Here is an 11,997-nt window from a genome sequence, read left to right on the forward strand (position 1 = left end):
CCACCGACCGAAGGCGAGGAAGCCTCGTGTCAGATCAAGTCATCTCCATCATCGGCCTTGTGCTCGTGTTCGTCATTGCGACCTTCTCCAAGGTGCACATGGGCGTGATCGCCATCGTCGCCGCGTTCATCGTGGGCACTGCCGTCGCCGGTGAGTCGGCCGACGAGATTTTCGCCGGTTTTCCCGGCGATCTGTTCGTGGTGCTCGTCGGCGTCACGCTACTGTTCGCGATCGCCAAGAACAACGGCACGGTGGACTGGCTCGTCCAGGCCTCGACCCGTGCCGTGCGCGGCCGTATCGCCCTCATCCCGTGGGTGATGTTCCTGATCACGGGGGCGCTGACGGCCTCCGGCGCGGTCGTCCCCGGCGCGGTGGGCATCATGGCACCCATCGGCATGGGCTTCGCCGTGCGCCACAAGATCAACCCGGTCCTGATGGGGCTGCTCATCATCAACGGCGCCAGCGCCGGCGGTTTCTCGCCGATCAGCATCTTCGGCACCATCACCAACGGCGTGGTGCAGCGGGAGGACCTGCCCGGCAGCGAGGGCATGCTCTTCCTGACCTCGTTCCTCTTCAATCTGGCGCTGAGTGTGATCGTCTTCTTCCTCTTCGGCGGCCGGGGGCTGCTGGGGCGGCGGGCGGAGATCCCGGCGGGCAAGCCGGGTGACGGTGCGCAGACACCGGCGAGCGGCGGCACCCCCACCGCGTCGATCCCGGCCCCGAACCCGACCCCGACCGGTGAGCGCGTGCCGGCGTCGGCCCCGGCGGGCGGGCAGGTGGCGGCGACGCCCATGTCCGCCCCGCCGAAACCCCGGCCGTCCGCCACAGACACCGGCACCGGCACCGGCTCTGACACCGACACCGACACCGAGGAGATCCACCACCTCACCGGCGTCCGCGCGCTCACCGTGCTCGGAGTCATCAGCCTGGCCGTCGGCTCGCTCGCCTTCGACCTCGACGTGGGCCTGATGGCCTTCGTGGTCTCGGCCGTCCTGTGCCTCGTCTCCCCCGCCTCCGCGAAGGGAGCCGTCGAGCGCTGCGCCTGGCCGACGGTCCTGCTGGTGTGCGGCATCGTGATGTACGTCAGCCTGATGGACAAGATGGGCACCATCAAGTGGGCCGGGGAGAGCGTCAGCGACCTCGGCACACCCCTGGTGTCGGCACTCCTCATCTGCGTGATCGGCGGCGTGGTGTCCGCGTTCGCCTCCACGACCGGCATCCTCGGCGCCCTCATCCCGCTGGCCGTCCCGTTCCTCGCCGGGGGCGAGATCGGCGCGATCGGCATGATCAGCGCGCTGGCCATCTCGTCGTCCGTGGTGGACTCCTCGCCGTTCTCCACCAGCGGTGCGCTGACCGTGGCGAGCGCACCGGAGGAGATGCGGGACACCGTCTTCCGGCGGCTGATGACCTGGGGCCTGAGCATGACCCTGATCGCCCCGCTCGCGACCTGGGTCGTCCTCGTCATCCCCGGCCAGTTGTGACGGCGGGTGGAGGTCGGCCGACGACGGTCGCCGTCACCGACCCGCCCTGCGCCGCCACCCCCGCGACCCGCAAGGTCAGGACCATCGTGAGCCCGCCGCCGGGGGTGTCCTCGGCGATCAGGGTGCCGCCCATCGCCTCCGCGAAACCGCGCGCGACCGCGAGGCCGAGGCCGACGCCCGCGCCGCGCGGGGCGTCGCCGTAGCGCTGGAACGGAGCGAAGATGCGGTCCTTCGCGTCGTCGGGGACGCCCGGGCCGCGGTCCACGACCCGCAGTTCGACACGGTCGCCGTGCGCACTCGCGGCGATCAGGACCGGGGCGTCGTCGGCACTGTACTTCACCGCGTTCTCGACGACGTTCCCGACGGAGCGCTCCAGCAGGCCCGGGTCGGCGACCACCATCGGCAGGGTCTCGGGAAGGTCCAGCTCGACGAGGTCCAGCGCCTCGTCGGGTACGCCGCCCAGCGCCATCGGCACCACCTCGTCGAGGCCCGTCTCCCTGATGAGGGGGTGCACCGTGCCGGTCTGCAGGCGGGACATGTCGAGGAGGTTGCCGACGAGGTGGTCGAGCCGGTCGGCACCCGACTCGATCGCTTCGAGCAGGTCGGCACGGTCCTGCTCCGACCACTCGACGTCCTCCGAACGCAGCGACGACACCGACGCCTTGATGCCGGCCAGCGGGGTGCGCAGATCGTGCGAGACCGCGGCGAGCAGCGCCGTGCGGATGCGGTTGCCCTCGGCGAGCGTACGGGCCGTCTCCGCCTCGGACTTGAGGCGCTCGCGGTCGACGACGACCACGGCCTGGGCGGCGAAGGCGGCGAGCACACGCCGGTCCTCCGCGGGCAGCACGCGGCCGTTCAGGACGAGCGCGGTGTGGTCGCCGACCGGCATGTCGACGTCGGCGTCCTCGGGCCGTCCGGTCGCGAACTCGGGGCCGACCCGGCCCGCACAGGTCCATGGCGCGCTGTCGCCCTCCCGCTCCAGGAGCGCCACCGACTCCATCGCGAAGGTCTCCCGTACCCGGTCCAGGAGCGCCTTCAGGCCGGTCTCGCCGCGCAGCACGCTGCCCGCGAGGAAGGCGAGGACCTCGGACTCGGCGCGCAGCCGCGCCGCCTGGTGGGTGCGGCGCGCGGAGAGGTCCACGACGGAGGCCACGGACACCGCGACCCCTATGAAGATCGAGAGGGCGAGGATGTTCTTGGGGTCGGCGATCGTCAGCCGGTGGATCGGTGGGGTGTAGAACCAGTTGAGCAGGAGCGTGCCGACGGCCGCCGAGGCCAGTGCGGGCAGCAGCCCGCCGAGCAGCGCCGCGGCGACCGTCACCGCCAGGAACAGCAGCATGTCGTTGGCGAGACCCAGGTTCGGCACCACATGGCCGAGCAGCACGGTGAGCAGGGCGGGCCCCGCGATGCCGGTGACCCATCCCCACACCTTGCGGCCGCGGTCGAGCCCCGCGCGCCTGGCGGGGGCGAGACCGCGCCCACTGCCGATCTCGTCGTGGGTGACGAGGTGGACGTCGAGGTCGGGGCCCGAGTCGCGGGCCACGGTGGCGCCGACGCCGGGCCCGAACACGTACTGCCAGGCTTTGCGGCGCGAGACACCGAGGACGATCTGGGTGGCGTTCACCCCGCGCGAGAAGTCGAGCAGGGCGGAGGGGACGTCGTCGCCGATGACATGGTGGAAGGTGCCGCCGAGGTCCTCCGCGAGGGTGCGCTGGAGGGCGAGTTCCTTCGGCGAGGCGGCGGTGAGACCGTCGCTGCGGGCGATGTAGCACGCCAACACCTCGCCGCCCGCGCCCTTTTCAGCGAGGCGCGCCGCGCGTCTGATCAGCGTGCGGCCCTCGGGTCCGCCGGTGAGGCCGACCACGATGCGTTCGCGCGAGCCCCAGATCTTCGAGACGCGGTGTTCGCTGCGGTACTCCTGGAGGTACTCGTCGGCCCGGTCGGCGACCCACAGGAGCGCCAACTCCCGCAGTGCGGTGAGGTTTCCGGGGCGGAAGTAGTTGGAGAGCGCCGCGTCGACCTTGTCCGGCTTGTAGATGTTGCCGTGCGCCATGCGGCGGCGCAGCGCCTGCGGCGACATGTCGACGAGCTCGATCTGGTCGGCCCGGCGCACGAACTCGTCGGGGACGGTCTCCCGCTGGCGTACGCCGGTGATGGACTCGACGATGTCACCGAGCGACTCCAGGTGCTGGATGTTGACCGTCGAGACGACGTCGATGCCGGCCGCGAGCAGTTCCTCGACGTCCTGCCAGCGCTTGCGGTTGCGGGCGCCGGGGACGTTGGTGTGCGGGAGTTCGTCGACCATCGCCACGTCGGGGTCGCGGGCGAGCACCGCGTCCACGTCCATCTCGGCGAACACCGCTTCCCGGTGGGCGAGTTGCTGCCGCTCGATCTGTTCGAGGCCGCGCAGTATCACCTCGGTGCGGGGCCGGTCGTGGTGCTCGACGAACGCCACCACGCAGTCGGTGCCGCGTTCGATGCGGCGGTGTACCTCGGAGAGCATCGCGTATGTCTTGCCGACGCCGGGAGCGGCGCCGAGATAGATCCTGAGCCTGCCTCGCGCCATCTGCCCGTCAGTCCCCTGGATTCTCGAAGCGGTAGCCCATACCGGGCTCGGTGATCAGGTAGCGGGGGTGCGAGGGATCGGCCTCGAGCTTGCGCCGCAGCTGGGCCATGTACACGCGGAGGTAGTTGGTCTTGTTGCCCCGCGCGACTCCCCAGACCTCGTGCAGCAGCTGTTTCTGGCTGACGAGCCGGCCGGGGTTGCACACCAGGATCTCCAGCAGGCGCCACTCCGTGGGTGTCAGACGCACCTCGCGCCTGTCCCGCAGTGCCTTCTTCGCGCACAGGTCGACGGTGAAGTCGTGCGTGGTGACGACGACCGTGTCGGGTGCGGGGTCCGTCGCCCGGGTCCGGCGCACGGCGGCCCGCAGCCGGGCGAACAGTTCGTCCATGCTGAAGGGCTTGGTCACGTAGTCGTCGGCGCCCGCGTCGAGCGCCGCCACCTTCTCGTCGGGGGCCCTGCGCGCCGAGAGCACCATGATCGGCACGCGGGTCCAGCCGCGCAGCGCCCTGATCACGTCGACGCCGTCCATGTCGGGCAGGCCCAGGTCGAGGACCACGACGTCCGGCTTGCGGGATTCGACCAGGCGGAGCGCGGTGGCGCCGTCGGGGGCCGCGTCGACGCCGAACCTGCGCGCCTGCATGTTGATCACGAGTGCCCGCACGAGCTGCGGGTCGTCCTCCACCACCAGTACGCGCGTCATGCCGTTCCCGTTCCGGTCATGTTCCGTTGTGCGGCCGCGGGAGCCGGCGGGTCGGGACGGGGTCCCGGTCCGCCGGCTCCCGGCCGGATCCGTAAGGCCACGGGCCACCAGCTCTTCGTCAGTTCTTCGCCGTCAACTGCTTGAGCGCGATGTTGAGTTCGAGGACGTTGACCCGCGGCTCCCCCATGAACCCGAGATCCCGGCCGTCCTTGTGCGCGTCGACGAGCTTGTGCACCCGCGCGACGGAAAGGTGGTTGCGCTCCGCGATCCGGTGCACCTGGAGGTCGGCGTACTCGGGGGAGATCGCCGGGTCGAGGCCCGATCCCGAGGAGGTGACGGCGTCGGCAGGTATGTCGGCGGCCTTCACCTTGTACGTCGCCGTGGAGTTGTCCTTGACGACGGCCGCCTTGGCGGACTCGACCTGCTTGACCAGCTCCTTGTTGTCACCGGCGAGATTGGTGGCCCCGGAGAGGATCAGCTTGTACTGCGTATTGACGCTGTTCTCGCCGAGCCCGTTGGAGGGCCGCGGCTGGAACCACGCCAGGTCGGGCTTGCCGTCCTTGGTGAGGTACGTCTGGCCGATGAGGGAGGAGCCGACGACCTTGCCCTCGGACGTGATCTCCGAGCCGTTGGCCTTGTCGTGGAAGGCCACTTGTGCGACGCCGGTCACCGCGAGCGGGTAGAGCACGCCGCACACGACGGTCAGGACGATCAGGGCGCGCAGCCCGGCCCACAGCAACCGGCCGGTGTTTCCTACCGAGTTGTTCATCGTGATCAGCCGATTCCAGGAATGAGGGAGATGAGGAGGTCGATGAGCTTGATGCCGATGAAGGGCGCGACGAGCCCGCCCAGGCCGTAGATCCCGAGGTTGCGGCGGAGCAGCTTGTCGGCGCTCACCGGCCGGTACTGGACGCCCTTGAGGGCGAGCGGCACCAGCGCGATGATGATGACCGCGTTGAAGATGACCGCGGAGAGGATCGCCGAGTCGGGGCTGGACAGCTGCATGATGTTGAGCCTGTCCAGGCCGGGGTAGACCGCCGCGAACAGCGCCGGGATGATCGCGAAGTACTTCGCGACGTCGTTGGCGATCGAGAAGGTCGTCAACGCGCCCCGGGTGATGAGGAGTTGCTTGCCGATCTCGACGATCTCGATGAGCTTGGTCGGGTTCGAGTCGAGGTCGACCATGTTGCCGGCCTCCTTCGCGGCCGACGTACCGGTGTTCATCGCGACACCCACGTCCGCCTGTGCGAGGGCGGGCGCGTCGTTGGTGCCGTCACCGGTCATCGCGACGAGCTTGCCGCCCGCCTGCTCCCGCTTGATGAGGGCCATCTTGTCCTCGGGCGTGGCCTCCGCGAGGAAGTCGTCGACCCCCGCCTCCTCGGCGATCGCCTTGGCGGTCAGCGGATTGTCACCCGTGATCATCACGGTCTTGATGCCCATGCGGCGCAGCTCGACGAACCGCTCGCGCATGCCGTCCTTGACGACGTCCTTGAGGTGGATGACGCCGAGGACGCGGGCGCCTTCGGTGTCTTCGACCGCCACGAGCAGTGGTGTGCCGCCGGCCTCGGAGATCTGGTTGGCGAGGGTGTCGGCGTCATCGGCGATGCTGCCGCCCCGCTCCTTGACCCAGGTGATGACCGAACCGGCCGCGCCCTTGCGGATCTTGCGCCCGTCCACGTCGACACCCGACATACGGGTCTGGGCGGTGAACTCGATCCACTCGGCGCCCGTCAGCTCGCCCTGGTGCCGCTCGCGCAGCCCGTACTTCTCCTTGGCGAGGACCACGACGGAGCGGCCCTCGGGCGTCTCGTCGGACAGCGACGAGAGCTGTGCGGCATCGGCGAGTTCGGCCTCCGTGGTGCCGCGTACCGGTACGAACTCGGCGGCCTGGCGGTTGCCGAGGGTGATGGTGCCGGTCTTGTCGAGCAGCAGCGTGGACACGTCGCCCGCGGCCTCGACCGCCCTGCCCGACATGGCCAGGACGTTGCGCTGGACCAGCCGGTCCATGCCCGCGATGCCGATCGCGGAGAGCAGCGCGCCGATGGTGGTCGGGATCAGACACACCAGCAGGGCCACGAGCACGACCATGGTGAGGTGCTTGCCCGCGTAGTCGGCGAACGGCGGCAGCGTGGCGACCGCCAGCAGGAAGACGATGGTCAGCGAAGCCAGCAGGATGTTGAGCGCGATCTCGTTGGGCGTCTTCTGCCGGGCAGCGCCCTCGACCAGATTGATCATGCGGTCGATGAACGTCTCACCGGGCTTCGTCGTGATCTTGACGACGATGCGGTCGGAGAGCACCTTCGTGCCGCCGGTGACCGCACACCGGTCGCCGCCGGACTCGCGGATGACCGGGGCGGATTCGCCGGTGATCGCCGACTCGTCGACGGAGGCCACGCCCTCGACGACGTCACCGTCGCCGGGAATGACATCGCCCGCCTCGCAGACGACCAGGTCACCGATCTTCAACTCCGTGCCGGCGACCTGCTCCTCGCGGTCCCCCGCCAGGCGCCGCGCCACGGTGTCGGTCTTCGCCTTGCGCAGCGTGTCGGCCTGCGCCTTGCCGCGGCCCTCGGCGACGGCCTCCGCCAGGTTGGCGAAGATCACCGTCAGCCACAGCCAGACGCTGATCGTCCAGCCGAACCAGTCGGAGGGGTGCAGACAGGAGAACACCGTCGTCAGCACGGACCCGATCAGCACCACGAACATGACAGGCGCCTTGACCATGACGCGCGGGTCGAGCTTGCGGCAGGCGTCGGGCAGCGACTTCAGCAGCTGCTTGGGGTCGAACAGGCCCCCGCCGACCTTGCCGCCGTCGGGCTTGTGCCCGGTGGGCACGTCCTGGTGCGGAGCCCTGGTGGGTGTGGCAGTGGACATCGCGTCCTCGGAATTCTCGGAACGTTCGGTACGTACGGTCATGACGCGAGCCCTTCCGCGAGCGGGCCGAGCGCTAGCGCCGGGAAGTACGTCAGGCCGGTGATGATCAGGAGGGTGCCGACCAGCAGGCCCGTGAAGAGCGGCTTGTTGGTGCGCAGCGTGCCCGCCGTGGCCGGGACGGGCCGCTGCTCGGCCAGCGAACCGGCGAGCGCGAGCACGAACACCATCGGCAGGAAGCGGCCGAGCAGCATCGCGAGGCCGATCGTGGTGTTGAACCACTGGGTGTCGGCGGACAGGCCGGCGAAGGCGGAGCCGTTGTTGTTGGCGCCGGACGTGTACGCGTACAGGATCTCGGAGAAGCCGTGCGCGCCGGGGTTGAGCATGGAGTTCGGCGGGGTCGGCAGGGCCATCGAGCAGGCCGTGAAGATCAGCACGAGGGCCGGGGTGATGAGGATGTAGCAGGCCGCGAACTTGATCTCGCGGGTGCCGATCTTCTTGCCGAGGTACTCGGGCGTGCGGCCCACCATCAGGCCGGCGATGAACACCGCGATGATCGCCATGATCAACATGCCGTAGAGGCCTGATCCGGTGCCGCCGGGCGCGATCTCGCCGAGCTGCATGCCGAGCAGGTTGAGGCCACCGCCGAGACCGGTGTTGGAGGAGTGGAAGGAGTTCACCGCGCCGGTCGAGGTGAGCGTCGTGGAGATCGAGAAGATCGCCGAGGCCCCGATGCCGAAGCGGGTCTCCTTGCCCTCCATCGCACCGCCCGCGGCCTCGAAGGCCGGGCCGTGATGGGTGAACTCGGTCCACATCATCAGGGCGATGAAGCCGACCCAGATCGTCGCCATCGTCGCGAGGATCGCGTAGCCCTGCTTGACCGAGCCGACCATGGTGCCGAAGGTGCGGGTCAGCGCGAACGGGATGAGCAGGATCAGGAAGACCTCGAAGAGGTTCGAGAACGCGGTGGGGTTCTCGAAGGGGTGCGCGGAGTTGGCGTTGAAGTAGCCGCCGCCGTTGGTGCCCAGCTCCTTGATGACCTCCTGGGAGGCGACGGCGCCGCCGTTCCACTGCTGTGAGCCCCCCATGAACTGGCCGACCGAGTGGATGCCGGAGAAGTTCTGGATGGCGCCGCAGGCGACCAGGACCAGCGCGCCGATCACGGAGATCGGAACCAGGATCCGGATGACACCACGCACCAGGTCGGACCAGAAGTTACCCAGTTCACCGGTGCGCGAGCGGGCGAAGCCGCGGACCAGGGCGACCGCCACGGCGATCCCCACGGCCGCCGAGACGAAGTTCTGCACGGCGAGGCCGGCGGTCTGGACGACGTGGCCCATGGCCTGCTCGCCGTAGTACGACTGCCAGTTGGTGTTGGAGACGAAGGACGCGGCCGTGTTGAACGCCTGGTCCGGGTCGATCGAGGCGAAGCCGAGCGAGCCCGGCAGGCTGCCCTGGATTCGTTGCAGCAGGTAGAGGAACAGGACGCTCATGGCCGAGAAGGCGAGGACGCCGCGCAGATAGGCGGTCCAGCGCATCTCGGTGTCCGGGTTGGCGCCGATGCCCTTGTAGATCCACTTCTCCACCCGCAGGTGCTTGCCGGAGGAGTAGACCCGGGCCATGTAGTCGCCGAGGGGGCGGTACGCCAGTGCCAGCGCCGCTATCAGTGCGAGGAGCTGGAGCACTCCGGCGAGTTCGGGGCTCATATCTGTACTCAGAACCTCTCGGGATAGATGAGGGCGAGGACGAGATAGCCCAGGAGGGCGACGGCCACGACGAGGCCGACGATGTTCTCGGCGGTCACAGCTTGGTCACCCCCTTGGCGACGAGTGCCACCAGCGCGAAGACCGCGATCGTGGTGACGACGAAGGCCAGGTCGGCCATCGTGAGCTCCCTGGTTGAAGGTGTTGATTCGGAACTGACATTCAGAGGAAACCCCCGGTCATGGCCGGTTTCGATCCCCGTTGACGGCTCCCATACGTCGCCGTGCGCGCCCTTGACGCCTCTCTTACGCAGGCGGGGCGGGTGGCGGTCGTGGAACGGTTCCGGGAGTGTCCGGGAGCTGTCACATTCGGCGCCGGGGTCTGGTTCGCGGGGCCGGGCGGGCGCATCGTCGACACATGGGGCAGCCGTCGAGGACCGCCCCGCCGGCCGACCCGGAGGTTCGCCATGTGTTTCCACCACCCCGCGTGCCCGAACTCCGAGCACGTCGTCGCCGCCCACCCCGAGCAGGGCTGGAGCCTGCGCTGCGACGGCACGATCGTCTTCGACGACACCGGTGAGCTGCGGCCGGACGGGGGCGTCGTGGCCCCGCACCGGTCGTGCCCGGCCCCGGTCAAGGGGCTGGCCGTCGCGGCCTGAGGAGGTCGGCGTCAGGTCAGCTTGAACCGCAGCCGGCAGATCACCGCGTCGGTGTCCCGGCGCACGGCGTGCGCGACGACGGCGCCCCGCTGGTTCAGCAGGATCCGCTGCCAGGCCCGGCCCGGCTCGGCCTCCGGGACGAGCACGGTCACGCGGGTGCCGGGCTCCGCCGCCTCGCGTACGTAGGCGGCGACGGGCCTGCCGAGGGTGCGCCGCTCGGAGCGCAGGGGGACGAGCTCGACGCCCGGGTTCCACAGCGCCCAGTCCCGGACGAGCGCCTCGCTCGCGGCCCGGTCCTCCGGATCGGCGTGCACGACCGTGACGGCGCGCACCTCGTCACCGAGGGAGTTCGCGGCGGTCAGCGCCTCGCGGGTGAGCCGGGAGATGCCGGACACCGGCACGATGACGAGCGAGCGGGCGTGCGTCGGGCACTCCGGGATGCGGCCGAGTCCGAGCCGTTCGCCGATCCGGTCGTACGCGCGGTGCACGGCCTGGAACGCGAGGACGAGCAGCGGGAGCGCGACCACGATCAGCCAGGCGCCGTCGTGGAACTTGGTGGCCGTCACGACGATCGCGGACACGCCGGTGAGCAGCGCGCCCACCCCGTTCAGGAGCATCTTCGCGCGGGCTCCCGGCACCCCGCGCCAATGGATCACCATGCCGGTCTGCGCGAGGGTGAAGCCGACGAACACACCGATGGCGAAGAGCGGCACGAGGGTGTTGGTGTCACCGCCGGAGAGGACCAGCAGCGCGGCCGAGACTCCGGCGAGGGCGAGGACCCCGTGCCGGTGGACCTGGCGGTCGGCCTTGAGGGCGAAGACGTGCGGCAGGTAGTTGTCACGGGCGAGCAGCCCCAGCAGCACGGGCAGGCCGCCGAACGACGTGTTCGCGGACAGGGCCAGCAGGACCATCGTCGCGAACTGCACGACGTAGAAGGCCCAGTTGTGGCCGAGGGACGCGTCCGCGAGCTGGGCGAGCACCGTGACGCCCGCCACCGGCTGGAGGTGGAAGCGGGCGATGAGCACGGAAAGCCCGATGAGCATGACGCCGAGCACCGCGCCGAGCGCCACCTCGGCGCGCTGGGCGCGGCGGGCGCGCGGGGTGCGGAACTGCGGTACCGCGTTGGCGATGGCCTCGACGCCGGTCAGCGCGGAGCAGCCGGAGGCGAACGCCTTCAGCAGGAGCAGCGCTCCGACGGTCGTCGCGTTGTCGGCGAGGGCGGAGGCATGGCCCGCGGCGGCCTGTGTGGAGACGGGGGCTTCGCGGAACAGGCCGACGCCGATCAGGACGAGGATCGACACGACGAAGATCGCCGTCGGCGCGATGAAGGCACGGGCCGAGTCGACGATGCCGCGCAGGTTCACTGCGGTGATCAGCGCGAGCACGGCCAGGCAGATCCACAGCCGGTCCCCGTACAGCTCCGGGAACGCGGAGGTCAGGGCGGCGACCCCGGCGGTGACGGCGACGGCTACGTTCAGGACGTAGTCGAGCACCAGGGACGCGGCGGCCACCAGGCCGGCCCTGGCGCCCAGGTGCTTCTTCGCGACGGCGTACGATCCGCCACCGTCCGGGAACGCGGCAATGACCTGCCGGTAGGACGCGACGAGCACGGCGAGCAGCGCGGCGATCGCGAGCGTGACCGGGAGGGTGAAGCCGAGGCCGTGGGCGCCGGCGGCGGCCAGCACCAGGACGATGGCCTCCGGGCCGTAGGCGACGGAGGCCATGGCGTCGAGCGAGAGCGCGGCGAGCCCGGTTACGGTGGTGAGTCGGTGCCGCTCGGTGACCGCGGGATCAGGGGGTTCCTCGGTGGTGCCGGTGTCCGCGGGTCGGGTGGCCTGGGTCGTCATGGGAGTCCTGCTCACGGTCGGGGGCGGTGGCCCGCTGAAACGGTTCGGCCAGGGTGTGCCCCCGACGCGGCCGGGGCCGTGCCTCCTTGCGGGATCTTCGCGGTCGATCGGCGCACCTTGACGCGGCGTTGACGACCGCGCGCGCGGCTCGTCAAGAAGGTGTACGGAGAG

At 70.1% G+C, this 11,997-nt stretch carries 9 protein-coding genes; 2 read left to right on the top strand and 7 right to left on the bottom strand.

The window, feature by feature from the left end:
- Positions 1-26: 26 nt before the first annotated feature.
- Positions 27-1,481, top strand: coding sequence for an SLC13 family permease (locus ACNYS0_RS02755; protein ID WP_422471008.1), 1,455 nt, complete (start codon positions 27-29; stop codon positions 1,479-1,481).
- On the opposite strand, the gene ACNYS0_RS02760 is transcribed toward ACNYS0_RS02755, so the two are convergent.
- The 6 genes from ACNYS0_RS02760 to kdpF all read right to left on the bottom strand — a co-directional run bounded on the left by ACNYS0_RS02760 (position 1,462) and on the right by kdpF (position 9,422).
- A complete protein-coding gene (locus ACNYS0_RS02760) occupies positions 1,462-4,047 on the bottom strand; it encodes a DUF4118 domain-containing protein (protein ID WP_422471009.1) in 2,586 nt (861 codons plus the stop codon). The two genes, ACNYS0_RS02755 and ACNYS0_RS02760, sit on opposite strands and share 20 nt — an antisense overlap.
- Before the next feature lie 7 nt (positions 4,048-4,054).
- Positions 4,055-4,747 carry a response regulator gene (locus ACNYS0_RS02765; RefSeq protein WP_422471010.1) on the bottom strand — a complete coding sequence of 231 codons (693 nt, stop codon included), beginning with the start codon at positions 4,745-4,747 and terminating at the stop codon, positions 4,055-4,057.
- 118 nt (positions 4,748-4,865) lie between these two features.
- Positions 4,866-5,516 (bottom strand): potassium-transporting ATPase subunit C, encoded by a 651-nt coding sequence (locus ACNYS0_RS02770; protein WP_422471011.1) that lies wholly within the window; start codon positions 5,514-5,516, stop codon positions 4,866-4,868.
- A 5-nt stretch (positions 5,517-5,521) separates the two neighbouring features.
- Entirely contained in the window at positions 5,522-7,663 is a 2,142-nt protein-coding gene (gene kdpB / locus ACNYS0_RS02775; protein WP_422471012.1) for a potassium-transporting ATPase subunit KdpB, read from the bottom strand.
- Complete coding sequence (gene kdpA, locus ACNYS0_RS02780) at positions 7,660-9,324, bottom strand: potassium-transporting ATPase subunit KdpA (RefSeq protein WP_422471013.1); 1,665 nt, start codon at positions 9,322-9,324, stop codon at positions 7,660-7,662. The genes kdpB and kdpA overlap by 4 nt, the downstream gene beginning before the upstream one ends.
- An 8-nt stretch (positions 9,325-9,332) precedes the next feature.
- The gene (gene kdpF, locus ACNYS0_RS02785) at positions 9,333-9,422 is read right to left on the bottom strand and encodes a K(+)-transporting ATPase subunit F (protein ID WP_018533641.1); all 90 of its coding nucleotides are present in this window, start codon (positions 9,420-9,422) and stop codon (positions 9,333-9,335) included.
- Between the two features lie 365 nt (positions 9,423-9,787).
- Between kdpF and ACNYS0_RS02790 the strand changes: the two genes are divergently transcribed.
- A complete protein-coding gene (locus ACNYS0_RS02790) occupies positions 9,788-9,979 on the top strand; it encodes a DUF5999 family protein (RefSeq protein WP_422471014.1) in 192 nt (63 codons plus the stop codon).
- Positions 9,980-9,990: 11 nt separating this feature from the next.
- On the opposite strand, the gene ACNYS0_RS02795 is transcribed toward ACNYS0_RS02790, so the two are convergent.
- Complete coding sequence (locus ACNYS0_RS02795) at positions 9,991-11,826, bottom strand: APC family permease (RefSeq protein ID WP_422471015.1); 1,836 nt, start codon at positions 11,824-11,826, stop codon at positions 9,991-9,993.
- Positions 11,827-11,997: the final 171 nt, after the last annotated feature.

The sequence above is a fragment of the Streptomyces anthophorae genome, assembly GCF_049310305.1.
In the GTDB taxonomy this organism is placed as follows: Bacteria; Actinomycetota; Actinomycetes; order Streptomycetales; family Streptomycetaceae; genus Streptomyces.

What these genes read in the sequence shown, in the direction of transcription:
- ACNYS0_RS02770 (WP_422471011.1), bottom strand. Translation starts at nt 5,516, where the DNA reads ATGAACAACTCGGTAGGAAACACCGGCCGGTTGCTGTGGGCCGGGCTG.
- ACNYS0_RS02795 (WP_422471015.1), bottom strand. Translation starts at nt 11,826, where the DNA reads ATGACGACCCAGGCCACCCGACCCGCGGACACCGGCACCACCGAGGAA.
- ACNYS0_RS02760 (WP_422471009.1), bottom strand. Translation starts at nt 4,047, where the DNA reads ATGGCGCGAGGCAGGCTCAGGATCTATCTCGGCGCCGCTCCCGGCGTC.
- ACNYS0_RS02765 (WP_422471010.1), bottom strand. Translation starts at nt 4,747, where the DNA reads ATGACGCGCGTACTGGTGGTGGAGGACGACCCGCAGCTCGTGCGGGCA.
- ACNYS0_RS02790 (WP_422471014.1), top strand. Translation starts at nt 9,788, where the DNA reads ATGTGTTTCCACCACCCCGCGTGCCCGAACTCCGAGCACGTCGTCGCC.
- kdpA (WP_422471013.1), bottom strand. Translation starts at nt 9,324, where the DNA reads ATGAGCCCCGAACTCGCCGGAGTGCTCCAGCTCCTCGCACTGATAGCG.
- kdpB (WP_422471012.1), bottom strand. Translation starts at nt 7,663, where the DNA reads ATGACCGTACGTACCGAACGTTCCGAGAATTCCGAGGACGCGATGTCC.